Raw genomic sequence first — 24,505 nt, forward strand, 5'->3', positions numbered from 1 at the left:
GCTCCAATTGCCGGCGCAGCATCTTCCGCGGCGACCGGCAAGGCACGAATGGCCCAGCTTACTGACGGTCCAGCAAGATCGGCATCGAGATGATCAGGCCGGCCGTGCGGTCCTCGGTATCTTTCCGGTTCCGCACGTGGCATTTCAGACATTGCGATGCCAGGCGAATAGGGCCAGCGAAGCGATAGGTATCCTTTTCAACCGCATCCAGGTACGGCTTCCGATCGGCCAGTGCTTTAACAGCCGCTTTCTCAAACGCCCCCTCCGGCTTGTGGTCGACATTCACCACGTCAGTTTCGACGACCAGCCACTTCAAGTGCACGTTGTAGCTCTCTTCGAGTGACTGAAACACGTCCTCCATCGAGGCCGACGGAATCACGCGCGATTCGTCTTCCAGAAAGAAGTCGCGATGCACGACTTGGAGTGTCCCGTGAATGGTCTCGTGCAAGAGCATGGCCCGAGCCCTGGCTTCGGCCTGTGATGTTGGAGCCGAGATCTCAGGCGGGTCTGCCTGACCAAGAGATGTTGCCAACAGTATTACGACAAGGGGTAGTGCCGTTCGCAGATGGCGTGCTGCGTTCTTGATCCAGATATCGCCCTGTACGCGGGACAGGCTAGGCATCGATGACTTTCCGTAGGGGAGTTGCTGAGGCGGGAAGGTAGTGGCAACCGCGTGGGCTGGCCGATCTCACTCTTCATCATACCCACCCGGCACCGAGTCCCGAAGCGTCCGCACTAGCAGTTATGTTTGACACTCGTGGAAGCTCCCACAGTTCGATTGGCAGCTTGGAAATCGCGCCCTATCCTCCGGTTCCATGCCCGTTGCGGAAAAGCAATCAGCAGTCGTGAGTTCTGTTGTGCACTTTTCGCAGTTTGGTGGGAGGTAAACAAACGGCAACGGGATCGGCAAAACGACCTCCGCGGAGCGTGTGCTCCCGTAGGCGTGCTGGTTGTAGCGAAACGGATCGGAATGGTAGCCGCGATCGCGGTACAGCATCGCCTGACCGGGCGGGAGCTCGGAGGCCTGGTTGGAAGAGTCGTCTTGATTCAACACAGTGCGCCCCAACGACCATGGGTTCGTTCTTCAGATTTTCGGCTGAAATTTGGGCTGAAAGATCGGTGACCCTCGCCCGTTTTGCACATAACTATTAGGCCCACTTTCTCCTGATCACGCGAGTGTTATGCCGCGAGCATTGCTCTACGATCGCTCCGACAACGGCACCTTATAAACCACTGGCGATATGATTTACCGGGGTAGCAGTGACGATCATTCCAATCGATTCAACCTCCTAAAGTGTATCTGTCGCCACCCGTTGGGACGATCCATGTAAGAATGAGCGCAATCCCCCCATACGACTAACGTTTTTGAGCCCAATACGCCAGTTTTTCGACAAGATTCTCAGCTTGACAGTATTCCCTTGCGAAGTAATATCGTTTTCTCTTTCTTCTCCTTTTCTTTCTTACAGTCCTCGCGGAGGTATATCTCATGACGATCCGAAACAGGTCTCATAAAGGTTTCACTCTAGTTGAGTTGTTGGTGGTCATTGCCATTATTGGCGTTCTCATCGCCTTGCTACTGCCAGCCGTCCAACAGGCCCGAGAAGCGGCCCGCCGAATTACTTGCACCAATAAGCTGAAACAGATCGGCTTGGCGATGCACAACTACCACGACACGTTTGGCTCGTTTGCCCCAGCAGCGGTCTGCCTGGCCGGCCCAGGAAACTACTGCGGCGGTTCGGCAAGCGACGACCCGAACGAATATTCTCAGCATTGTCGACACGGCTCAGAAAATGCCGGCCGGCGAAGCGACTTCCTTCATGGAAGAACAGATCCCGACCTTCGAAGAATATGTCGCCGATCCTGAATCTCCCTACGCGGATCTCTACAAGCAGATCCTCGAACAGGCAAAATCGGCGGCGTCCGGTCAGGACGTGAGTAACTCACTGAAGGAAATCAAGGATCTCGCAGGACAACTGCCTGCGAAGAATCCTTAAAGGAATTCTCCAGCGGGACTGGCAAGCACGCCGTCCCGCTTTGGCTGGGCAACGCCTCAGCACTCTTCCATGGGACATGGCGGCGCGAACGTCAGGACTTTGTTCGCTTGATCTACTCTTGGCCGACTCAATAAATCGTGTAGCGGATCAATGCTAGACCGTGATAGGGTCCTCCGCTTACCATGATGGTAATTGTCAGGCACCTTTTCTTGCTGAGTTCGTCATGCGCCCCATGAACTTCTTCTACCGCTGTGCTACGCACTGGCTGATCGCGCCGTGTGTGCTTTTGACCTTCGTCGGTTGCGTTGATGAGACGCTGCCCCCCCAAGCCCAGCCCCCGGCAGCTAGTCCAGCAATGACACAAGTCCCGGAAAAAACCGAAGCAACACTGCCCGATAACCCCCTAAGGAATCTACCGCCAACCGTTGCCGACGCCTGGAAGTCAGCCGGGGCGACGCAGTTTGCCTGGATGAGTCTTTCAGAGTGGGGCAGCGTAGGTGTCATTCCCGATTCCTACGCGACAGCAGACGACCTGCCAGTTTTCGTCTTCGAACAAGGGTGGCTTGCGAACCCTCAGCAACCGTTACCTGATCCTGGCTTCGAGTACGGCGTGGCATTTTCTGAATCGGAAACCTTGCCTGACTCTCTCGGTCCATTTCTCGAATACGCCCCCTTGGATAATTGTGTCGCTGTACGTTTATGGGGAAACGTAGCAAGCAAATCATCGGTTGAGAAACTCGATCGCCTGACCAACTTGCACAGCTTGGCGTTTAGCGAGGTGCGCGAGCCCGATGAATTCCTGAAATCGGTTGACCAGTTGAAACAGTTGACTCGGCTAGAAGTCTCGAGCGTGAACAAAAGCAACCTGACCGATGCCGGCCTAGCGGAGTTAGAGGGCCTCGACAATATTGAGTGGCTTTGCCTGACTGGAGGACGCATTACCGATGCCGGGATGCACGTCATACCATCGCTAACACGTCTCCAGGGATTGCATCTATATCGGACCGATATTGGAATCGGCTCTATTGACGATTTGCTGGAATTAAAGGATCTGAAGTATCTCGACGTAAGAGGAACATTCATCCGTGACGAGGGAGGTCAGCTACCGCAAATGACGCAACTCCAGAAGTTACGCCTACAAGCGAGTTTCGACAAGCAAGAACTTGAGAAGGTAAAAGAAGCACTTCCAGACTGCGAGATCATACTGAAGTGAACTTGAGTTGCGATTGAAGTGGTGTCGACAGCGTTGCTCTCAGCCCAGTGGGTTGGGCCGCGTGTCGATGAAATTTCAGAATCGAGATGTCCCTCGTTACATCGTCTGACGCGTTTATGTACAGGAAAGAAGTACCTCGTTTGTCGCCAAAGACCAACTACGCTTGGTGAAATATCATGAACTATCGCATCGTATTTCCGCTATTGAGCCTAGGTGGAATACTTGTGGGACTTCTCGTTATGCTGTCGCCATTTTTTGTCACTGGCGGCTATGTCGGCTTGGAGAAAGGGGTTCAACCAGGAAGCGTCGAACATCTCCTGTCGAGTGGCATGTCGATTCTACTCGGCTTGGCAATCATGGTCGGCTCCGGCGTATGCGCCGTAATTTTGGGTGTGATTTTCGGAATACAAGCCGCTTCACGCCAAGACGTCACACCGCCGGTACAGGATAATTCAGACCCTTCCGATTCGTGAACGCGCAGGCTGAGACAGCCTCAGCCAACGACCTATGAATTACCCCTTCAGCTTGCCAGCGGTCGTCTCGGCCTGGAGGTCGGCGATCATCTCGAGCGTGGCGTCTTCTACCGCGCGTTGCCATTGGGTCGGCTCGTACTTCGATGCGTACGGTTCACGCGAGTAGGCGAAGATGATCCCGCGGCTGTTGTTCACGATCGCTCCGAGGCCCGCTTCGTTGAAACCGCCGGCGACGTCTTTTGCGCCGCCCCCTTGGCTGCCGTAGCCGGGGACCAGGAACCAGGTGCTGGGCATGGCTTCACGCAATTCGGTCAGCTGATCGGGATACGTCGCACCAACGACCGCACCCACGGCGCCCAGGCCGCACTCGCCGATCGTTTGCTTGGCCAGGCCTTCGACATAAGCGCCCACGTGACGATAGATCGGCTGGCCATCAACGACCAGGTCTTGCAGCATCTTGCCGCCGGGGTTGGAGGTCTTCACCAGGCAGAAGAGGCCGGCATCGTTCGCCGTGGCCGTTTCGACAAACGGCGTCAGGCTATCGTCACCCAGGTAAGGGCTGATCGTCAGGCAGTCGGCTTGCCAAGGGCTGTTGGCCCCGAGCATCCCTTTGGCGTAGGCGGTTGCGGTCGAGCCGATGTCGTTTCGCTTGGCATCCAGAATGACCAGCAGGCCTTTCTGGCGGGCGTACTGGATCACTTCGGCAAGCACGATCATGCCGGCCGGTCCCAGCTCTTCAAAGAAGGCGGACTGCGGCTTGACGGCTGGCACGTGCTGACAGACGGCGTCGATTACTTGACGACAAAAGACCAGGTAAAGGCCAGCTTTGACCTTCGGATCTTGCGTGTCACGATGGTCCCGCAACAGGGCTTCCGGCAACGATTCAAAGCGAGGGTCCAAGCCCACTACCACTGGGGCTGCCGTGCGAACGATCCCATCGCGAAGACGATCCGAAAAATTGGCCATTTCCTACACCCTTTCGTTTTCAAAACCAATCCTGAAGTAAGAGGTTAAACCGGATGGCCTGATGGCGAAAGGGACCCTCCCTGAGCTTTGTCTGCTCAGGCCATGACTGTCTCGGCCTGGCAGCTGCAAATGATCGCTCGAACGAGTGGATTTTTCTCGTCGGCATTGGGCTGGTTATAGCCTTGGGCATAGCTTTTCGCGACACGCTCGGAAATTCCCGAGATAAGAACTTTTGCATTTTCCTGACCTGGTTTTCCTTCCACCACAATCACCATCCACCGACCTGGTGACGTTTGCGCGACTGTCATTACGAGTGCCTTCACTAGCGGTTTCGCAAGTTGCATCAAAACGAGTGGGCATCCGTGCCCCGCGCGGCATCCCCGCCGCGGTCCTCCGAGCCAGCCAAAACCGGCTCTCGTGAACGAGCGCGCAGCTTTCCCCCACCTCGAAAACATACCGTTACGAAGCAAGCCACGCGTTGCCTATTGAAAGAGAACTAGGCATCGTCCACGGTCTCGATGCAAACCGGCCGACCACCCGATCGGACTTGGAAAACTTTTCGTTTCACGCAAGACCTAGTGTACAACATTAGTGTACACGCGTCCACCTTCAGAGCTATCTTGTGCCAGCTTTTTTGGCCAGGCACAACGCGGACACGGTCGGTCGAAAGATGGGTTCTGAAGAGACCAAGAGTGCCCCGGAACGTCGCAGATACTTTGCTGCCAACAGGCTACATCCCAGGGTACTTTGCCAGCATCTCGGCGTAGTGCTCATCGCCACGTTGGCAGTCGAGAAAGTAGACGGTCAGCCACTGGTCGAACGAGGGCGCACACTCGAAGAATTCGTAGTCGGCGAACTTGGGCTTCCAGCCACTCGGGTAGTTGCCTTCGGTATCCAAAGTCTCGCCGTGGTAGCAAACCAGGTGCGTGCCGTCTGGCAGGAGTAGCAGCGACCAGTGATCACATCCTTGGCCTTCGACAAAGATCTGCAGCAGCTTGCACTCTGGCGACTCCGGCAGGCTCACCAGTTTCGGGTGAATATCGAGCCAGATGTTGTTGTGGCGAATGCGATCGACGTAGTGATCCGTTTCAACCAGGCGAACAAACGACGCAGGCAGCTTCAAGTCGCTGTCGGCAAGCAGCGCTTGCACGGCGTGCAAGTTTCCGCGTCGATGCTCGTGCTCGGCCAATGGACGCGGGGCACGGAAGCAAGCGATTTGCGAACGGAGGTAACCGCCTGAGATGTCTCCGCTGCGATACCGCTCGGCCAGATCACGCTCTTCTTCCGAAAGTGTGTACTCGTCCGGTAAGTAGTCGAACGGATTGCCGGTCCAATCTTCAGGTAGCGATTCGATGTCGTCGCTGTCAGGGCCGGCAAGTCCGAGGAATGGGCATTTCGGAAGGGATGGTCGATTCATAGGACTAGGGACTGCTCTCGACAGGCGTTCTCGCTGCTCTCCAGAAGAAAGAGAGCACGAAGCTAAGGATCATGGCCACCGGAAAACAGGCCAGGGTCGTCATCATCAAGATCCCGGGATTCGCCAGGGCTCCCTGACCGACAGCGTTCGCCATCACCGAAGTACAATTCATGCTGACAGGAATGGCCGGCAACGTGGACAGAAAAACGGTGACGGTTTTATCCGACAATAACCTGTCCCGCTTGAAAACGCTGGCAATCACGGCTCCCAAGATCGCTCCCAGCAGACTGGAAGTGAAGATGATTGCGAGCACGATCAGAAACATTTCCCAGATCCGCCCGAGTCCTTGGCCTAATATCATTTCCATGGCAAACGATTTCCTTCTCGCAAAGCGATTCGTTGAGAAGACCATCAAGCAAGATGATAACTTAGCTCCGTCACTTCGTCCAAAACTACTCGATCAAGGAGACGCCTGCTCGGTAGCGCTTGTCCAGCGCGTTCGCCATGGCCACTGCACACAGAAATAAGCGATCGCGGCATAGGTAGTCGCGCTCAAGGAGATGGGCAACTCCAGCGTTTCCAAGAAGCCGACCACCGGCAGAAACGTTTCCCAACCCATTGCGAAGTGCACGGCCCAGATGCCGGTTCCGACCAGCATGCTCACAACCGCGGCCTTGCTATTACATGGCGAGGTATACAGGCCCACGATCAGCGGAACGAACAGTCCGACCATCGTTAACAGGTAGGCCTCTTCCAACAGCGCGTAAGCACTTTCGCCGGCATACGAAAGCAGCAGACTACAAACGGCTACCAGCACGATGGCGATGCGGTTACTCTTGAGCGTGTCAGCCCAACCGATGCGCGGAAAAACGTTCTGCGCCAGCACACTCGCCGGCGAAAGAATGGCGCTATCGATCGTGGACAGAATCGCCGACAATAGCGCTACGAGAAAGATCACCGCGACCACCGGATGTAAGAACGCATGAGCCAACGCCGGTAGAATCTTCGTCTCCATATCCTCGGGGAACAAAATGTTGCCTGCCAGCGCGAGCAGAAGAGGTATCGCTCCGAAGAGAAGATACAGCACGCCCGCCACCAGACAGGCCCACTTGGCCGTTCGTTCGGAATTGGCGGCGAAGACCCGCTGCATCAAGTCCTGACCCGGCAAGTTACCGAGTGCCCCGATCGCAAACACACCGATCCAACCGACCAGGCTGGCAAAGCTTTCCGTGGGAATGATCGTCCACATCTGAGGGTCGGTCTCTTCACGAACGCGAGTGATGCCAACCAGCATGTTGCCGCTTCCCAACTCGAACAGCACAACGCCGCCCAGCACGAGCAGCCCGACCAGAACCAGCGAGATCTGCACCGCATCGGTCAATGTCACCGACCACATCCCGCCCATCAACGTGTAGCCGGTTCCCACGATCGCCACGATCAGAATGCCCCAGACCAGTGGGATACCAAAGAACAACTGCAGCACTTCGGCCAAGGCCGTAAACTGCGCGGCAATCCAACCGAAATAGCTCGGCACCAGGATCAAGGAAGAGGTCAGCTCGGCGGTCGAACCGAACTTCCGGCGAAAGAAGTCAGGCACGGTAAGCAGTTGCATCCGCCACATCGGGCCAGCGATAAACAGCCCAGCGATCAACAGGCAGAAGCCGGCCCCGAAGGGATCAAGCGCCGCGCGGGTCAGGCCGTCGCTGCGCACTTCGTCGGCAGCCGTCAGCATGGTGCCGGCCCCGAACCAGGTCGCCAGCAGCGTCATCCAGGCAAACGACAACGGCAACTTGCGACCGGCCACCAGAAAGTCTTCAGCGCTATGCACCTTCCGCTGGGCAATCACGCCGATCCCATACATGACCACCAGGTAAAGAACCATCGTAACGGCCAGCAGCCACTTGAGCGACGACTCAATTTCCATCGACGGAAAGCCTTTGTTGCGGAGAAGGACGGCCAGCCAGAGAGAAGCTGGCCCGGTGAACGAGCTTTCAATGTATCGAAGTTACGCCGCCTGAGAATCTACCCACGGGCGATTCACGCAAATGATATGACCGGGCGACATCGGCAACCGAGCAAACCTCTGTGTGCCAGAAAGGGCGAGATGTCGATCAGATCCGTTCATCTAACCGAGCTCGACCGGCAGACCTTCCTGTTCAAGTTCTGCCTCACCATCAGTGAATAATCGCAAATAGGTTTCGCGATGTCCCTGGTAGCTTTCGGCGAACATCTTGCGGTCAGAGAGGTACTCGCTTTCCTGGAAGTCTTTGCGGGTTTGCTTCAGGCAATCCATCAGCAATTCGCGGGCCTGTTGTTCGTCGCCTCGCTTGTGCCAGATTTGGGCGAGCATGCTCATCGTTTCGCTGCGGTGGTAGCTCTCCATGCCGTCGCGAATGTTCAAGAAGAAAGGCTCGGCGGCATCGTACTGGCCGGCCAGGTAGGCCGCCCGGCCGAGGCGTCCGTAGCCGAGGTTATGCCGCCAGTGAGGTTCGAACGCTTCGACCGAAGCGACAATCTCCGACTCGCGGCTTTTCTCTTTCAAAGCGTCAACGTAGGCGTCGAAGCTGCCACCCAGGACGCCGAACGAATCGAACGCTTCTTCCTGCACCGACTCCGTGGCCTCTTGTGCCGCGGTCAACAGTCGCTGGTAGGCACCGATGATCGCTTCGTTACGATCGACCTGCTTCGTCTTGACCAACAATTCGATGTAGCGATCGAAGTGGCTGGCCAACAAGCTGTGGTTGCCGAGCAGTTTCTTTTGATTGGGGCAGTTGGAATCGGTCGCTTCGTCGAGCAGCTTTTCATACGCAGCGACGTACTCCTCCGGCGTTCGGCTCGGAGTCTCTTCGGTCAGGTAACGCGTTCGATCAGGCTGATCTTCGAAGCCCAACAACTGCCGGCCGACGTGGATCTTCAAGATCACGCTTTCGTGCGTGTCGGTCGGCTGCTCGGCTTTCGGATACCAGGTGCTGCGCGGACCATCGAGTACAACATGGCCATCTTCCCCGTTGAGCTTCGCCGACGCCAAGGCAACAAACCGGGCAGGGATGTTGAGCTTCGGCGAGATCTCGGCTACCTGCGTGATGTTGGGCGATTCAAGCGGGTCTCCGGTCCACTTGGTAAGCATGCCGGCGTACTCTTCGGGATCGGTCACTTCGGTCTCGTCGATCAGCTCCTCGTGCTCCATTTCCCAGTAGCAGTGAATCGCGTAAACATCCTCAGGCGGACGCTGATCCATCTTGTACGAGAAGAAACACCACGTCACGCTGCCCACCAGGCCACAATCGGTGTCGTCTTCTTCCAGGCCGGTATCGTCACGCAGCACATAGCGAATCAGCCACAGCGGCCGAGTTTCACCTTCCGGTGGCCAGACCAGCTGTCGGTGATCGACGATTTCAAGGGAATCGGGTGCCTTGCCAAGTTCGTTCGGATGAGACAACCAACTCGAGAACTCCGCCTTGGCCTGAAACGAATCATCCTGGGCCTCGCTGGGAATCAGGTCGGCGCGATCGAGTTCTTCCAGGTAACGCTGAGCCGTCTCGCTGTGGTTCACGTCCAGACAAAACTGGGCCAGCGCCTGAAAACCGCTCTCGCGTCCCAACTCACCGGCAGCCCAAGCAGCTTCGATCTGCACGCCCGTGTCTGGGTGTTCCATGGCCAGAGCCAACAGCTCATCGCGCGGCGGATTGCTGATAAATGGCAGCGCGGCCGTCGCGCTATGGGCATAGCTGAACTTCTCGGGGTCGGGGTCTTCCAACCACTCTTGGAGCATCTTCGTGCCGGCCGGCGAGTCGAACGGATGCTCATCGAAGGCACCGTTGATTGCCGCACCGTTGGCGCTATCAAGTAATCCAATCGCCAAGAAGCCAGAGGGGAGGGGATCGCTGAGTGCCTGTAAAACAAATTCTCGCTGCGGATGATCTTCGGAGAAGGTCGACAGGATGACATGCCACATGTAGGCATCCGGCTTGAGCGGCATCTGCGCCGCTTCAACAATCTTCTGAGCACCAGCGAAGGATCCGTACATGGCCAGAATCTTCAGCACGTACAGTAGGTCGTCGACCTCTTCGTCGGTGGCGTCATCGACCATCGCATCGTAGATTCGGATCAGCTCCGGCAGGCCTTCTTCATACAGTTCCTCAAACGCGGGGCACTCCCGGCCTTCGACGTCTTGAAAGAGCCCGGTCAGTTCATGCAGCGGCGTCGAAAAGTGCCGCGTGTTTTGCGAGCGATCGCCGGGCAGCGTGGTCAGGGCATCGCATATGGCCTCGGCATCCTTCTGGGAACTAATCACATAGTCATCGAGGCCGCGCAGCTCTTCGACCAAATCACCACCTGGCTTGAGGCCACGCTTAAGGGCGCGTCGCAGAGGACTACTGAACACGGGGGCTTGCTCCTGGGAAACTTGTGATGCCTATTCTCGCAGGGCGGAGCGATTCTTTGCTCGCCATCAACATCCACCCTGATTCGCGGCATTGTGCCAAATTAGACAGAAGTACGCTATTGTGGGTAAAGGAAACGCTTAGGGGACCACACAATCCGAATCCTCTCAAGGTCTTACTGTTTCGGTCGCTTACTGGAAAAGACAGCCACGACTGGCTCATCGGCGGTAAGGTCTGACAGTCTCTTCGTCCACGCTCCGGTCTCGCTACCGGCTGGCAGCCATCTTTACGAATTGGCCGCAACGCATCTGCCCAGATTGCGAATACGCATGGGATATTGGTTGTGATTTCGCGAGGCGTGCGTCCGCCTCAAATTCTCAAGCCTCCATCGGCATGAAAAGCATCCAGAGGAAGCGGATTTCGCCAAAAGGAGAGCCAAAATCCTGTTTCTGATCGGCTAGTTGCGTCGCTGCAACTGCCGCAAGAGAACACATGTCTGAATTCTATCGACGCAGCTTCTAGACCTATCAAAACGCGCAAGATGTGTCGTAACACGCGATATTCTGTTGCAATTTGGGCGATATCCCGGTATTATCAATCTCGCGGGTCAATCGCCTTTTCTTTTTCTTTTCTATTCTTTTCGCTAACACGAGGTTTTCCCATGCGAAAACAAGGCTTTACGCTGGTCGAATTGTTAGTTGTCATCGCGATTATTGGGGTATTGATTGCCCTCCTTCTCCCGGCAGTGCAGCAAGCACGCGAGGCAGCACGGCGGATGCAGTGCACCAACAACTTGAAGCAAATCGCCATCGGCATGCACAACTATCACGACACGTTCGGATCGTTTCCATGTGGTTCCTTGGCATTAAGGAGCCATCAGAGCAACGCGGAAAACAATGGCGTCTGGTATCGAGGGATGCATGGCTGGCCGGCGCTGATGTTAGATTTTGTCGAAGCGGCTAATCTGGCAGAACGGATCGACACCAGTAAGTTGGCCTGGACGAGCGAACGGGGAGACAACTACTTCGATCAGTATGGTTCGCACGGCGATACGGCCAATCAGTACGCTGCCCAGAACATGCCGCCCACGTTCGTCTGTCCGAGTGCGGCCCGACGTGGTTCCGAGCTTGAGTTCAAAGACTACGCGATGAACGCAGGCAATTCGGGAAGCAGTTGCTGCCCAGAACGCGCCACGAACTTCAACGGGATTGGCTTCAAGAATAGTAATGTCAGTTTCAAAGATATCACCGACGGCACGTCCAACACGTTCCTGCTGCTAGAACAGAAACACAACAACGACGTCCAAGAACTGAAGGACCAAAATGCGGCGTCGAATCCTTTCTTCTGGGTGAACCATAACTCGGAAGGGCTGGCGATCGCAAATCAGGGCGGCACCAGCTTTCCACCGAATGTCATCATCAACAATCTGGCGTGCCGTACTTCACGTAGTGATCACCCTGGCGGACTTCTGGCGTCCATGTGTGACGGAAGCGTGAACTTCATCCCAGAAACGATTGCCCGTGATCCGTGGCGAGCACTTCATACCCGCAATGGTAACGAAGTGGTGACGCTTCCATAACGCGTCCGCAGACAATCGTAGCGTTTCGGTCTAGGCCTTGCCCGCCGAAACGCTACCAACGGTTAGCAGTCCCTGGCAATGTCCGCGAACTCTTCACCATAATCTGCCTATCGGATCAAGATCCACCATGTCGAACTACGCGCACTCGTTGAAATATCTCTTGGTTATCGTGCCCATGGCCTTTGCGTTCACGGCCTGCGGCGGTAACAGTTCGGGGCTGTACGAAGTGAAAGGAAGGCTCACCCACGATGGCCAGCCGATCCCCGAGATGATGATCTATTTCATCCCCGAAGACACCGGCAATAACCCGGAAAGTTACGCTACCACCGACGCCGAAGGGCGTTTTGAAATGAAGGTCGTCAACACGCCTGGGGTCGCACCTGGCAAGCATACCGTCTACGTTCAAGACCCTGCCGCAGTCCAAGGCGGCCAGACCAGTACGGATGCCGGCTACCTGGCTGTTCTGGAAAAGTATGGTGCCGAAGAAACGTCGCCGTACACCATTACGGTCGAGGAAGATCTGCCCGACTTAGAGTTGAAACTGGACTAAATCCAGCCTGCCGGTTCCGGATCACTACTCGACGTCTCACGTGTGGGGAATCGTGGCGTAGCAAGCACGTATCCTGAAAGCTACGCATGCGCCAATTGCCAGTATATCCAGGGCAATTGGCCTCTTGCAGGAACTGATGGAAGCCCCGACAAATGCTTGCACTGCAACTGATCCCCCCACGAGCGGCTTGATCTGCGTCAATTCCACTCGTAGCAAGCATGAACCACGATACTGCTCCTTGCTATGCCCCCATCTACAGGCGTGTTCTGTTTAACCCTCCGCTGTTTTCGTGGAGTCAACGCAAGCGCCGTGACGAAAATTTGATTGAACCTGATCAGACAATTAACAGGATCCGCAGTTCAAACGATTCACCGATGATCGATCCGCACCAGGTGTTGTCATCCGTTCGGCTGAAAGATGATCTTGAGATGGGGCATAAGTCTTCCAGGTTTAACTGCCAATGGCAGTTAGCGTTTTCCTATTCTTGCTTTGTCACGGTTCGTGTGACTACACCTGGTGTGGATCGAGGTATGGGTTACCCGAAGCGCGGATAGCCACACTCGGTTCAGAGCGGAAGGATCCGTGATTGTAGATCGTAGAGGTCATTATGCGCTAATAGGTCTCAGTTGCGGATCGACCCATGCTACATCACTCCCTGCCACAAATTGAAGGTCTCCCCCACTTTCATCGCTACTTGGATGCACTTCCAAATCCCGCTCTGCTTTTGGATGACAACGGGTTGATTCTCGGTACCAATGAACTATTCGACGAGTTTGTCGAATTACCTCACGACGAGTTGACAGGCAAGTCGTTCTTTTCCATCCACGAAGGATGCTGGGATACGACACCACTGCGTCGTTTGATCAGCGACCGTGATACGAACTTCGTCTTCGTCAGCCAGGCACAACTGGAAGTCGAACTTCCCAATGTCGGACGACGAATCCTCGACTTTTCGCATAGCTTGTTGGCGAAGTCAGATGATGCCTTCGTTCGACTGATTACCATCCGAGATGTCACCCCTTTTCACAAGCTCGAAGCAGCGCTGAAACGTAGCGAGGGTCGTACCCAAGCGCTTCTCACCTCGGCGGTGGACTCGATTGTGATCATCAACACCAATGGAGTGATCAAGGCATTCAACCCTGCCGCGGAACGGTTGTTTGGTTTCTCTGCCGAAGAAGTCCTCGGCCTTAACGTTCGGATCCTGATGCCCAAGCCGTACCAGACAGAGCATGATGGCTATCTGGCCCGTTACCTGGAGACCGGCGAACGCCGCGTTATCGGGATTGGCCGCGAGGTGCTAGGCAAACGAAAAGATGGGGCGACATTCCCCATGGAATTGTCGATTTCGGAAGTGTTTGACGGCGAAGACCGTTTGTTCGTCGGCACGGTCCGCGATGTTACCAAGGTCAAGCGAGCGCAAAATGCACTTCGCGATAGTGAGGCACGGGGACGCGCCATTCTGAACGCCGCCGTCGATGCGATCATCACCATCGATGAGAACGGCTTGATCAAGTCCTTCAATCAAGCCGCGCTGAAGGTCTTCGGCTATTCCCATCACGAGATGATTGGGGAAAACGTGAAAATGCTCATGCCCACTCCTTTCCGAGATGAGCATGACAACTACCTGCAAAACTACAAAGCAAGCGGCATCCGTCGCGTCATCGGTTTGGGTCGTGAAGCGGTTGGCCGGCGAAAAGATGGGTCGACCTTCCCGATGGAACTTTCTGTCAGTGAAGTCAAGATGGGCGACTACCGCTACTTCACAGGCATCGTCCGCGATATTACCGATCGAAAACGCTATGAAGAACGATTGAAAACGGTCGCCGAGGAAGCAAGTGAATCGGAGCTTCGTGTTAAGGCTCAAGCCAAAGAACTCACCAAGCAAGCCAAGCGACTCAAAGAAGCCCAAGTGGATGCCGACCAGGCAAATCGAGCGAAGAGCGATTTCCTGGCAAACATGAGCCATGAGATCCGGACGCCACTGACGGCGATTCTTGGATACGCCAATGAACTCGCGATGACTCTGACCGAAGGTCCCGATGCACAAGCCGTGGAGATCATTAAACGCAACGGCGAACACTTGCTGGAGATCATGAATGACATTCTCGACATCTCGAAGATCGAGTCGGGAAACCTTGAGATCGAACGCGTCTCCACTTGTCCGGGCAAAGTCGTTTCGGAAGTGATTACGCTCCTTCAAGTCCGCGCCAAACAAAAGGGAATTCGGCTCTACCTAACCTACGCCGGAAAGATTCCTCGCTACATTGAAGGATCTCCTGTCCACTTAAGACAGGTCCTGCTGAATCTGATTGGTAACGCGGTCAAATTCACCCAAGAAGGGAAGGTCGAAGTTCGCCTTCACTTCGAAGAAAGTAGTGACAACGGCCATGTGCTGCGTTTTGATGTGCTCGACTCGGGGATCGGCATTCCGCCGGAACACATCGACCGGTTGTTCAAACCATTTTCGCAAGCGGACTCTTCCGTGGGACGATCGTTTGGAGGCACTGGCCTGGGCCTGGCGATCTCGAAGCGGCTCGTAGAACTCATGGGAGGCAACATCTCCGTAACAAGTACTCCTGATGTTGGTTCAACGTTCACCTTTAGCATTCCACCAGGCAAGTGGAGCCGCGATCAAATGCTGAGTGACCCGGCCGAAATCGAGTCGGAGACTCAAACGACAACCACTCGCGTGCAGGAAGTAATCGATTTAACGGGCGGAAGAATCTTGGTTGCCGAGGACGGCAAAGACAATCAAAAACTAATCTCCCACTACCTGGTAAAAGCCGGCGCGGAAGTCGAGATCGCCGACAATGGGCGTTTAGCCCTGGAAGCGATCGCTCGGGCATCCGCTCAAGGTAAGTCGTTCGATCTTATCGTGACCGATATCCAAATGCCGGAAATGGATGGCTATACGCTGGCCCGCACGTTGCGTGCCCGCGGCAGCGACGTCCCGATCGTTGCCTTGACCGCACACGCCATGGAAGAAGCACGCGTGAAATGCTTGGAAGCAGGCTGCAGCGAGTATACGAGCAAGCCGATCGAGAAGACTGCTTTCTTAACGATTTGTCGCCGTTGGCTTGATCGAAAGGGTCAGCATCCGATCCAGTTATTGACTCAGGGCCCCACTCCGATCGAAATCGTCGAGCAACCCGAACCTCAAACCAACGCCATTTGGAGCGAACTGGCAGACCATCATGAATTTGCCCCGATGATCGATGCTTTCCTGGATAGCTTGTCAGCGAAGATCGATCAAATTGAAGAGTTTATGTCGGAAGCAAGATTTGATGAGCTGACCACGCTGGCCAAACAGCTCAAAGGATCAGGCGGCGGCTATGGCTTTCAAGAGATTACCGACGCCGCTGTCCAAGTCGAACAACTCGCCCAGACCCTCGACGATCAAGCCTCACTCTACGAAGCCGTAGAGCACCTTCAAGAGATTTGCCAGCTCGCGATCAATGGCAAAACTCTACGCCCATCCAATCCCCAAACCCCTGGCATCCAGCCGGGGAAATAAGCCTTCCCAGTCCATCCGCTCAGCCAACACGTGAAATCGTTAGACAGAACTCCCGCACGTCGTCTATCAGGAGAAGATAGACGACGTGCTGAAAAGTTCGGGCTCGTATGGTCAACACCAGCAGTCGCAGGTTAAAGCAAGATTCTAATTCAGGCCATACGGCACTTCGTGCGTATTGCCATCTCCGGTATCAATGCGAATGATGCACGGATCAAGCTGCGGCAGCAAGAACGACTGCGTTTCTCGAATCAGACCATCGCATGCGTCGTCGTTGGCATTGTGAATCAGTCGCATGCGTACCTGCGGTGGATTCGACTCCAAATAGGTTCCATCCCAGGAAAGCTGAAAGTCGTGTTCGGTGCAACCTCCGGAATAGAGTGTCTTGATCTTGACAATGTTCCCGTCAATCGAAACGTCGTTCACCGCGACGTGATCCATCGGTTTAGGTGCCTCCGGAATGGTTGGCACAAATCGCAGCAGCATCTCACCCTGCTGAGCCGTAACACGCACGCCTTTCATCTTCTTGTGAAGATTGATCGAAACCTCCGGCGTCGTGAGTTTTGTAATCACTGGGTTTGTAATCGAACCACCCGGCGACTCGGCCACAAATTGATACTCCCAAATCCCGTTTTTAGGTTCTACTACGTAAATGACCGGTGATAGTGTCGGATTCGACCAGCCTGAGGTTGTCACCGTTCCGGTTGCCTGAATGACGGCCTTGCCTTCCTTCTGCCGGCCTTCAAGCTGATCGACCGTATAAACTTGCTCGAAGTTAGTCATCGAGTTTCGCGATCGAAGGATCGAAGAAATAATCGCAGTTCCATTATTGGGCGTGGCACCATCGCTGCCAGCCTCAGTGGCCGTCGACATGGCAAGCGGTTGATCCGCGGTAAGGATGGGTACTGTATTGTTACCCAGCAAGGCAATTTCGGGATCAATTTTGAACAACGGAACGACCCGGCGTCGGCTCTCGGCCGTTTCCGAATCGATGACCAGACGCGTCGGGATACCACTTTCAGTACCAGTGACCAATGACATACGACCAGGCAGGGCGAAATCGTTCGAGATCACCTCGAACACGGTCCGATCTAATTCCAGCGGATCGGCCAACTTTTTTGCCTTCAATTCACAATCGATCACCTGAGGCGCCATCAACGTGCAGAACGTCGTATCTCCGAATTGGTTAAGCCCGCATCCGTTTGGATCAAGTACAAGCTTTGCGCTTCCATCCTGAAGTTTCTCACTCTCTTGGAATACCGTCACACGATGTCCGTCGCCAACAGGATCAGAAAGGTATTCCGACGTATAAATCAGTACGCCGTCTTCCGCCAACAGGGGCGATACCGCAAAGACACTGAGAAGCGTCAAAGTGCCAATAATACTTTTCATTACAATCTTCTCACAAAATGGGGATATGTTTGTCACAATTCTTTAGTGCACTGTGTCTACAGGAACAGTTTGAAAACTGGTTTGATCCCAGAAGAGCTCAACCGAATCGAATGAGGAGTCTACCAAGACCTTGTCGTAGCGAACTTCCTGCCAAGTCATAACTTGTGGCCAAATACCAGGTCTTTGTGTGCAAGTCAGGGTAAGTTGCAGAATCTGCGGATTGATGCCTTGTGGCTCTCGGCGGTGCAACGCGACTTCAACGCCCGGATTGGCAACAAGTACCTCACCCTCGATATGAAAGTCGTCAGGCCTTGGCGGCATCTTGTTGTTCCACGCATACCAGCCGCGGGTTTGCGGAGCACTGGTCGTTGGCGTCGGACCTCCTCCTGCCGCATGCGTCGTCGCGACCAGATCGCACTGCTGCAATTCCGCCGATAGCTCTCCCAGTCGAAAGCAAACCACGCCGTTGAAGCGAGGATACGAATTGATGATTGCCGTGACTCTGTCGTTAGGTTGAACCTCAGCCTGGAGCGAGTTTTGAACACCGGTGATGTCACCATGGGCGACGGACTGATCATTGACCATGATTTGGCCAGCCGCTCCCGTATTGGGGCAAAGACTCGATTGAGTGGTCACCAGCTTGATGATCTTAGACGTTTGACCGGTGACCATATGGCTTAACACCTGAAAACTACCGGATTCCCCGACGCCGCCGCTACCGACCGTCGTACATGCGTTGCTCATAGAATGCCTTTCTAGGTTTTGCTCTCACCGAGTCGATCGTGGCAGACCGTAATGACACTAACGAAGTGATCTCAAGGGGGTCATTACGAACACTCGGAAGGATACATGGAACAGAGACATGGTGATTAGTACGAGGCTATGCCCTCAGTGTGTCTTCTTTCGATCGATCGCCTCTTGAACCGCGGCACGAGCGTTCACTCGACCAAAACCGACCTGATTGTTCCGGCCATCTTGATACGGGTCACCGGTGTCGACCTTGTCGGCAGTATGGCAAAGGACTTCGCGAACCTCTGCTTCGCTTAGTTCGGGATTTGCGCTGAGAACCAGTGCTGCAACGCCAGCAACAATGGGGGCAGCGGCAGAGGTTCCATTGAATCGAAAGTAGTCGCTATCGCCCGGCACCAGATTGGGCACAACGCCCCCATCGCCATGAATATCCGTCGTATAGATTTCGACGCCGGGTGCCGTGATATCAACTTCCGGGCCGGAACTGGAACCCCACTGGGTTCCGGTGCTGGTGGTATGTGTGGTGAATTGATCGTCGCGATTGACGGCGCTTACCGTTAAGATGCCCGCTAGATTCGCCGGATACGTAACATCCGACTCCGTCGCACCTCCGGAATAGTTGCCGGCGGAGAAGACCACCACGCAACCTTTTCCACCTCGTCCCTCCGCTCGCGCTCGCTCAATTTCGCGATTAACCGCATTGGAAGGAAGATCGCCATCCCAGCTTGCTTCCCACGAGCAACTGATAACATCGACACCCGACTTCCATGCCCACTCAAATGCCTTGCCCGCGCTCTCAAATGACCAAAGCCACTGCGGGGAGTCCTCGGCTTGATCGGCGACCTTGATCGCGACTAGTCGGCATCCACCTGCGACACCCCGCATGCCTCTTTCGTTGTTGGGCGTTGCCCCACTGATCCCAGCACAGAGTGTACCGTGAAATTCCCATGCGGCTGGAGTGAAACCTCCTCCTTCTGAACTCGTGTTGATTCCATCCGCGATGTCTAGGTCGGGGTGATCCGCGTCAACGCCAACATCGACAATCGCAATTGATATCTTCGAACTCGGTGCAGCTAACGCCCAAGCTTCGGGAGCATGAATCTTCGCCAGTGACCATTGCTCCGAAAAGAGAGGGTCACTCAGGATTGAAGCGTCACTAAAGAGCGGAGGCGGCGCGGTCGATAGCATCAATAGATCACGTTCGACGAACTCGAGTTCGTCTGGGCTTACGTGTTCCTCCAGTCGCGATAGCCAATTCGATGCCATCGGTGAATCAAAACGCACTAGAAATTCGCGATCTGTGATCCGCGATACCTGCCGAACCCCGTCAATCCCTTGCAATCGCGTGATGTCCGCTGGCAAGTGAAATCCGAGAAATACCTGATCGGTCTCGGCGCACAAATGTCCATTCGACGTTTTAAACACAGGGCGAACAGATTCCGTCGACTGGTCGTCTCTTGCAAGAAGTTCGAGCGCCTGATCATCCTGCGGGCTTTCTACTTCTACCAAACCAAAGTTGACACCGCGTTTTCCACCGAAGTACTGCACCACCTTCACAGGACTTGGCAGCGGGACATCGCGAACATCCGCTCCGCTGACCGACGCTAATAGCCGGGCATTTGTTTTCTCCATTAAAACTGGTCTTCCACTATGGTTTACGGTATCTTCATACATGCCATTACTCACATATGTATATGTCACATATTTATATTTGTACATTTGCTATGACACCTTACCGATGTCTGAGGTGACATGAAAGACAATTCCAGCTAATTATTTGAAAATTAAGATATCGAGTATTACTCGGCACGTACGCAATCAAGACATGCGTTTCTGTTGACGACATGAAAACCCTTGTTCAACATATCGCGATTGATCTTTACTGAGTCACCTTCTTCTCGGCGCCCCTGTTGAAATTCCAGGCTCACACCCTTTTTCATTAAACAAGCGAAGCAGAGGTGCCATTTGAGGCAAAAGAGGTGTCGCTCAAAGATGCTCGACGCTTGGCACTCAAAGAATCAAACGCAACTGACTCCGGCGTTTAGAACTTCATCAGTTGCGCGAGGCGTAATTGGCAAGATACTAGAATAGCGGTGGCACCAGTCGCTCCATTGAGCTTATTGCGTTGAATGCGAGAAGGATTGGCTATGCGATCCGTGTTTGGGACACGTAACGAACTACGAAAGCTCCTAACTCGCGTCTGCATTCTTCCGCTGCCGCTTCGGCTTCTTGCGTTGGTTTGGCGACGGCTTCTCGGCGTCGACCGATTCCAGGTACCCCAGCAGTTGTGCTTCTAAAGCAGCGACCTTCTTGGGGTGCTGTTCCGCGATGTTGTGGCCTTCTTCCGTTGGATTGGCATCGACCTGGTAAAGCTCGCGGGTAGCGATCTTTCCTTGCGGGGTCCATTTGACGAACAGTTTCAAGTCGCCGACGCGGATGGCCGACTCCCGGCGACCGGGGCGGTGGAAGAAGAGAGCACCCTCTGGACGATCGAGCGACTTCGCATCCGCTTCCTTCAGCAGCGGGCGGAAGCTGACGCCGTCGACCTCTGCGCCCAGCGAGGCCGTACCGCCGGCCAGGTCGAAAAATGTGGGTAGAAAATCGTAGCCTGCGACCGGGACGTGACATGTCGAACCGGCAGACACCCCGGGGCCACGTACAATTAAAGGAACGCGAATGCCTCCTTCGTACAAACTGTGCTTGGCACCCGTCAGTGGATGGTTGGTTGCCAGGCGGTTGGTGTCGCCGCCTGGGACCGTTCCGCGACCGCCGTTATCTGCCGTGAAAACAACGTACGTGTTGTCCGCGATTCCGAGGTCGTCGAGAGACGCGAGTAGTCGCCCGATGCCGGCGTCCAGTTCTTGCATCATCGCCGCCCAGGCTGGTGGATAACCGCGATCCGGCGTCCCTTTCTTCTGATACTTGGCAAGCGTCTCTTCACTGCACACAACCGACAAATGCTGAGCGTAATAGCTGGCCTGCACGTAGAATGGCTTTCCGTCCCGCGTTTGCTGGCGGATAAACTCGATGGTCCGGTCGGTCACCGAACGAGTACGCTTCGGGTCCTTATTATCAATGAAGTGGGGCGGCCCATCTGCGTGGCCACCTTTGACGCCCAGCGAGTTGGGCATACCGCCGGTCACATTGCCGGTCAAGCCGTCGCTGGCATGGTAACCGCACTGCTCGGGCGTCGAGATCATCTGCTCGCCCCACTTGCCGAAGTGCGCACAGCGGTAGTCTTCACTGGCCAGCTTCAGGGCCTTGGGAATCGTCATATGCTCGGCCGGCACCCAGGTGCTTTTGAATTCCGTCCCACTGCGAGCCGTTGTCGTGCCGCAAAGAATGCTTCGCCGCGTGGGCGTGCAGAGCGGAGCAGGGGAGTAACCACTGGTAAAACGCATCCCTTCGCGGATGATCCGATTGATGTTGGGCGTTTCCAGGTAGTCTGACTTCGACTCCGGCACGCGCGGATCAATCGCCTCCGACAGCTGGCTCCAACCCTGATCGTCGGTGAGGATCAGAATGATGTTCGGGGGACTATCGGCCGTGGCAACCGCGGAGAGCCCGCACACGATGACAACCGCGAGAACGAATCGGAACATAGAACTTCGATCCTGACCAGAAGTGGGAGAGGGCGATAGCGTGGAGGCAACGGCGTAACAATTGTATTACGCGATGCATGCATATCGCAAACTGCAAGCAGATCAGACGAGAACAAGCCAATACTTAAGCGGCAACTTACGACTCAAGCTGCCAGACATGGACCATGCCGGCGATGTCCGCCGTAGCGACCGTCTTTTGGTCCGGCGAGATCGTGATCGCGTGGATCCAATCCTTGAATTGGCCGCCACGTTCTTTGCCCAGCGTCGCGACTTCTTTGCCATCGGATACCTGGCAGATCCGCACGGTCGTATCGCGTCCACTGGAAAGAACGTACTTGCCATCGGCCGAGAACTTCACGTCGCACGTGCCGTAGCGATGCCCCGAGACAGTCCGGGTGATCTCGCCGGTTGCCGTATCGACCAGGTGGATCTGACCATTGTCGGTTTCGCCCCCTTGGCCCACCGCCAGCAGCTTGCCATCCGGCGAGAACTCGGCGCACACCAGGCCGCGCTTGACCAGTTTGGTCCAGGCCTGACGGTATCCGTACGAGTCGACGCGGTCTTTGTCTTTGACCTTGGGGGTCCATACCTTCAGCAGGTCGAGCTTTATCGAGCCGTCGTCCGCATTCCAGAGCCTGGCCTGGGCGGCAGGTGCATCGAAGTTACTGCGACGATCCGCGAATTCGCCGGTGAACGCGGTCTTGCCATCCGCGGTAAGAGCAGCCGATCGCACCCAGACGCGGTCGTACCCGTGCCAACTGGCAATCTGCTTACGCTCGTTCAAATCCCACACGATGCTCAGGCACTTATCGTCACCGCTAATCAACCGCTTGCCATCGGCACTAATACCCAGCCCCAGGACCCAACCAGTATGGCCTTCAAGCACATGGTTGGCTTCGGCGGTCGCGACCTTGACGCCAGGGGCATTGAGAATGGCGTCTTTTTCTTCCCCCTTTTTGTACTTGGTGTTCTTCTCGCGCGTCTTCATATCGAGCACGACTTCGGCTTCGCCACTGGGAGCCGAGTCGACATCCCAGAGGCGAAGCGTATGATCCCAACTGGCAGAGATCAATGTTTTGCCGTCAGGCGAGGTCCGCAAATGGGTAATCCCATTGGTGTGACCGTCGAGCCGACGAGCAGGCGCGAAGTCGGGCGCGTTATCTTCCTTGTCTTTCTCTTTGGATGGTTTCGCTTCCGGCGGCGTCTCTGGCAAATCCCAAACGAAGATCTGTCCGCCGCGGTTGCCAGCCGCGAGACGTTGGCCCGATCCCAGAAAGGCAACCGATGTGGGCCAGTCCCCTTCAAATGACAGTTGCCACTTGTGAATGGGTTTGTTGATTTGCATGAGATTCTCCGACGGCGTTCGATGTGTTGGACGAGTGAAAGGAGATCAGATCAGGATTTCCTTCACGACTCGATGCTCGAACTGGGCCAAAGGAATGGGACGAACGCCTGAGTAGTTCTCGGTTGTGGGGTCGATTCCCAGCGCGGTGTAGATGGTGGCAAAGAAGTCTGCCTCGGTCACCTTGTCGGAGATGACGTCGACGCCGTCTTCATCCGACTCGCCGTAGACCAGGCCTCCCTTGACCCCGCCACCAGCCAGCGCGGTCGACCAACTACGGACGTAATGGTCTCGACCGCTACGATTATTGATCCTGGGCGTGCGGCCGATCTCTCCCATCCACACAACCAGCGTATCGTCGAGCAGGCCGCGATCCTCCAGGTCGTCGAGCATGGCCGCCCAGCCATGTTCCATGGGAGGAATCAGCGACTTGTGCCCCTCGAAGTTGTCGGCATGTGTGTCGTAGCCGCTCTGTCCCACCTCGACGAATGCCACGCCAGCTTCGACCAGGCGAGCCGCGATCATCATCCGGCGTCCGATGTTCGAGTTGCCGTACTTATCGCGGTACTTTTCCCACTCTTCTTCCAGCTCAAATGCGCTGAGCACGTTGTTCAAGCGACGAGCTCGATCATACGCTTCGCGATGCATTCGCACCGGTTCCGCGAGATGATTCTCGGCGTAGGTCGACTCGACAAAGTCTCGCAAGCTGTGGCGTCGGCTTTCCAGTTCTGGGGTTAGGCGAGACTTCGAGAAGGTCGGCAGATCGCCATCGCGTCCGAGATTGAAGGGCTGATACTGTGGCCCCAGAATGCCGGAGCCGGCGTTTCCCTGCGAAGAAATCTTGACGAAGTTCGGCAGGTCCGATTCCGCCGACCCGCAATACTTCGCGACGATCGCGCCGATCTCGGGAAATCGTGTGTCGGCCGATTTTGACCACCCGGTGTGCATCGAGTAGATCCCTTGCGGGTGATCAATCTCAGTGGTCCTCATCGATCGAATGACGGTGAGCTTGTCCATCCGCTGCGAGATCTGCGGCATCAGTTCGCAGACGCGGGTACCAGCCACGTTGGTCGAGATCTCACGAAACGGTCCGCCGGTCGAGCGGCCGACCTTCATATCGAACGTCTCGAACTGGCTGCATCCCCCGTTAAGCCAAATCAAGATGCAACGCTTGTTGTTCTTCTTGGCTTCGCTGGCAAACGCGTCGGAGTTGAACAGACCACCCCAGTTCATCACCGTTCCGCCACCGACGGTGGCCAAGGACCCTTTCAGAAGCGAACGTCGACTCAAGTGCTCGTGACTTGAACATGGTTTGGGCATTGTCCGTCTCCTCG

19 protein-coding genes and 1 pseudogene are annotated in these 24,505 nt (G+C 55.4%); 7 read left to right on the forward strand and 13 right to left on the reverse strand.

Annotated features, from left to right (window positions below; all coding sequences use genetic code 11):
* Nucleotides 1-58: 58 nt before the first annotated feature.
* Entirely contained in the window at nucleotides 59-622 is a 564-nt protein-coding gene (locus PSR63_RS27150) for a c-type heme family protein (RefSeq protein WP_274329309.1), read from the reverse strand.
* 864 nt (nucleotides 623-1,486) lie between these two features.
* Between PSR63_RS27150 and PSR63_RS27155 the strand changes: the two are divergent.
* The 4 genes and pseudogenes from PSR63_RS27155 to PSR63_RS27170 all read left to right on the forward strand — a co-directional run.
* A pseudogene (locus tag PSR63_RS27155) lies at nucleotides 1,487-1,708 on the forward strand (type II secretion system protein); the annotation flags it as partial.
* Nucleotides 1,677-1,994 carry a hypothetical protein gene (locus PSR63_RS27160; RefSeq protein WP_274334327.1) on the forward strand — a complete coding sequence of 106 codons (318 nt, stop codon included), beginning with the start codon at nucleotides 1,677-1,679 and terminating at the stop codon, nucleotides 1,992-1,994. The pseudogene PSR63_RS27155 and the gene PSR63_RS27160, both read left to right, overlap by 32 nt.
* A 223-nt stretch (nucleotides 1,995-2,217) precedes the next feature.
* The gene (locus tag PSR63_RS27165) at nucleotides 2,218-3,207 is read left to right on the forward strand and encodes a leucine-rich repeat domain-containing protein (protein WP_274329310.1); all 990 of its coding nucleotides are present in this window, start codon (nucleotides 2,218-2,220) and stop codon (nucleotides 3,205-3,207) included.
* Between the two features lie 176 nt (nucleotides 3,208-3,383).
* Nucleotides 3,384-3,680: a hypothetical protein gene (locus PSR63_RS27170; protein WP_274329311.1), complete on the forward strand. Its 297-nt coding sequence runs from the start codon at nucleotides 3,384-3,386 to the stop codon at nucleotides 3,678-3,680.
* Nucleotides 3,681-3,719: 39 nt separating this feature from the next.
* On the opposite strand, the gene pyrF is transcribed toward PSR63_RS27170, so the two are convergent.
* The 6 genes from pyrF to PSR63_RS27200 form a co-directional block, all read right to left on the reverse strand.
* Nucleotides 3,720-4,646: an orotidine-5'-phosphate decarboxylase gene (gene pyrF / locus PSR63_RS27175; protein WP_274329313.1), complete on the reverse strand. Its 927-nt coding sequence runs from the start codon at nucleotides 4,644-4,646 to the stop codon at nucleotides 3,720-3,722.
* Nucleotides 4,647-4,741: 95 nt separating this feature from the next.
* Entirely contained in the window at nucleotides 4,742-4,954 is a 213-nt protein-coding gene (locus PSR63_RS27180; protein ID WP_274329314.1) for a hypothetical protein, read from the reverse strand.
* Nucleotides 4,955-5,376: 422 nt separating this feature from the next.
* Nucleotides 5,377-6,063, reverse strand: a complete 687-nt coding sequence (locus PSR63_RS27185) for a hypothetical protein (RefSeq protein WP_274329315.1) — start codon at nucleotides 6,061-6,063, stop codon at nucleotides 5,377-5,379.
* A 4-nt stretch (nucleotides 6,064-6,067) separates the two neighbouring features.
* Entirely contained in the window at nucleotides 6,068-6,430 is a 363-nt protein-coding gene (locus PSR63_RS27190) for a hypothetical protein (RefSeq protein WP_274329317.1), read from the reverse strand.
* Nucleotides 6,431-6,523: 93 nt separating this feature from the next.
* The gene (locus PSR63_RS27195; RefSeq protein ID WP_274329319.1) at nucleotides 6,524-7,987 is read right to left on the reverse strand and encodes a sodium:solute symporter family protein; all 1,464 of its coding nucleotides are present in this window, start codon (nucleotides 7,985-7,987) and stop codon (nucleotides 6,524-6,526) included.
* A gap of 201 nt (nucleotides 7,988-8,188) precedes the next feature.
* The gene (locus tag PSR63_RS27200) at nucleotides 8,189-10,447 is read right to left on the reverse strand and encodes a tetratricopeptide repeat protein (protein ID WP_274329320.1); all 2,259 of its coding nucleotides are present in this window, start codon (nucleotides 10,445-10,447) and stop codon (nucleotides 8,189-8,191) included.
* A gap of 659 nt (nucleotides 10,448-11,106) precedes the next feature.
* On the opposite strand from PSR63_RS27200, the gene PSR63_RS27205 reads away from it, so the two are divergent.
* The 3 genes from PSR63_RS27205 (at nucleotide 11,107) to PSR63_RS27215 (ending at nucleotide 16,088) form a co-directional block, all read left to right on the forward strand.
* Entirely contained in the window at nucleotides 11,107-12,024 is a 918-nt protein-coding gene (locus tag PSR63_RS27205) for a DUF1559 domain-containing protein (RefSeq protein ID WP_274329321.1), read from the forward strand.
* Nucleotides 12,025-12,151: 127 nt separating this feature from the next.
* Nucleotides 12,152-12,574 carry a carboxypeptidase-like regulatory domain-containing protein gene (locus PSR63_RS27210; protein WP_274329322.1) on the forward strand — a complete coding sequence of 141 codons (423 nt, stop codon included), beginning with the start codon at nucleotides 12,152-12,154 and terminating at the stop codon, nucleotides 12,572-12,574.
* Nucleotides 12,575-13,214: 640 nt separating this feature from the next.
* Entirely contained in the window at nucleotides 13,215-16,088 is a 2,874-nt protein-coding gene (locus PSR63_RS27215; protein WP_274329324.1) for a PAS domain S-box protein, read from the forward strand.
* 144 nt (nucleotides 16,089-16,232) lie between these two features.
* On the opposite strand, the gene PSR63_RS27220 is transcribed toward PSR63_RS27215, so the two are convergent.
* The 6 genes from PSR63_RS27220 to PSR63_RS27245 all read right to left on the reverse strand — a co-directional run bounded on the left by PSR63_RS27220 (nucleotide 16,233) and on the right by PSR63_RS27245 (nucleotide 24,491).
* Nucleotides 16,233-17,477 (reverse strand): hypothetical protein, encoded by a 1,245-nt coding sequence (locus tag PSR63_RS27220; protein WP_274329325.1) that lies wholly within the window; start codon nucleotides 17,475-17,477, stop codon nucleotides 16,233-16,235.
* A 42-nt stretch (nucleotides 17,478-17,519) separates the two neighbouring features.
* Complete coding sequence (locus PSR63_RS27225; protein WP_274329326.1) at nucleotides 17,520-18,221, reverse strand: hypothetical protein; 702 nt, start codon at nucleotides 18,219-18,221, stop codon at nucleotides 17,520-17,522.
* Nucleotides 18,222-18,365: 144 nt separating this feature from the next.
* Entirely contained in the window at nucleotides 18,366-19,859 is a 1,494-nt protein-coding gene (locus PSR63_RS27230) for a S8 family peptidase (RefSeq protein ID WP_274329328.1), read from the reverse strand.
* Between the two features lie 557 nt (nucleotides 19,860-20,416).
* Nucleotides 20,417-21,829 (reverse strand): sulfatase, encoded by a 1,413-nt coding sequence (locus PSR63_RS27235; protein ID WP_274329330.1) that lies wholly within the window; start codon nucleotides 21,827-21,829, stop codon nucleotides 20,417-20,419.
* 136 nt (nucleotides 21,830-21,965) lie between these two features.
* Entirely contained in the window at nucleotides 21,966-23,174 is a 1,209-nt protein-coding gene (locus PSR63_RS27240; RefSeq protein ID WP_274329332.1) for a WD40 repeat domain-containing protein, read from the reverse strand.
* 45 nt (nucleotides 23,175-23,219) lie between these two features.
* On the reverse strand, nucleotides 23,220-24,491 hold the full coding sequence (locus PSR63_RS27245; protein ID WP_274329334.1) for a DUF1501 domain-containing protein: 1,272 nt from the start codon (nucleotides 24,489-24,491) through the stop codon (nucleotides 23,220-23,222).
* Nucleotides 24,492-24,505 lie beyond the last annotated feature (14 nt).

This window comes from Bremerella sp. P1 (assembly GCF_028748185.1).
Lineage (GTDB): Bacteria > Planctomycetota > Planctomycetia > Pirellulales > Pirellulaceae > Bremerella.

Coding starts and splice junctions, on each gene's coding strand:
- PSR63_RS27150 (WP_274329309.1), bottom strand. CDS start 622: ATGCCTAGCCTGTCCCGCGTACAGGGCGATATCTGGATCAAGAACGCA.
- PSR63_RS27165 (WP_274329310.1), top strand. CDS start 2,218: ATGCGCCCCATGAACTTCTTCTACCGCTGTGCTACGCACTGGCTGATC.
- PSR63_RS27170 (WP_274329311.1), top strand. CDS start 3,384: ATGAACTATCGCATCGTATTTCCGCTATTGAGCCTAGGTGGAATACTT.
- pyrF (WP_274329313.1), bottom strand. CDS start 4,646: ATGGCCAATTTTTCGGATCGTCTTCGCGATGGGATCGTTCGCACGGCA.
- PSR63_RS27180 (WP_274329314.1), bottom strand. CDS start 4,954: ATGACAGTCGCGCAAACGTCACCAGGTCGGTGGATGGTGATTGTGGTG.
- PSR63_RS27185 (WP_274329315.1), bottom strand. CDS start 6,063: ATGAATCGACCATCCCTTCCGAAATGCCCATTCCTCGGACTTGCCGGC.
- PSR63_RS27190 (WP_274329317.1), bottom strand. CDS start 6,430: ATGGAAATGATATTAGGCCAAGGACTCGGGCGGATCTGGGAAATGTTT.
- PSR63_RS27195 (WP_274329319.1), bottom strand. CDS start 7,987: ATGGAAATTGAGTCGTCGCTCAAGTGGCTGCTGGCCGTTACGATGGTT.
- PSR63_RS27205 (WP_274329321.1), top strand. CDS start 11,107: ATGCGAAAACAAGGCTTTACGCTGGTCGAATTGTTAGTTGTCATCGCG.
- PSR63_RS27210 (WP_274329322.1), top strand. CDS start 12,152: ATGTCGAACTACGCGCACTCGTTGAAATATCTCTTGGTTATCGTGCCC.
- PSR63_RS27215 (WP_274329324.1), top strand. CDS start 13,215: ATGCTACATCACTCCCTGCCACAAATTGAAGGTCTCCCCCACTTTCAT.
- PSR63_RS27220 (WP_274329325.1), bottom strand. CDS start 17,477: ATGAAAAGTATTATTGGCACTTTGACGCTTCTCAGTGTCTTTGCGGTA.
- PSR63_RS27225 (WP_274329326.1), bottom strand. CDS start 18,221: ATGAGCAACGCATGTACGACGGTCGGTAGCGGCGGCGTCGGGGAATCC.
- PSR63_RS27230 (WP_274329328.1), bottom strand. CDS start 19,859: ATGGAGAAAACAAATGCCCGGCTATTAGCGTCGGTCAGCGGAGCGGAT.
- PSR63_RS27235 (WP_274329330.1), bottom strand. CDS start 21,829: ATGTTCCGATTCGTTCTCGCGGTTGTCATCGTGTGCGGGCTCTCCGCG.
- PSR63_RS27240 (WP_274329332.1), bottom strand. CDS start 23,174: ATGCAAATCAACAAACCCATTCACAAGTGGCAACTGTCATTTGAAGGG.
- PSR63_RS27245 (WP_274329334.1), bottom strand. CDS start 24,491: ATGCCCAAACCATGTTCAAGTCACGAGCACTTGAGTCGACGTTCGCTT.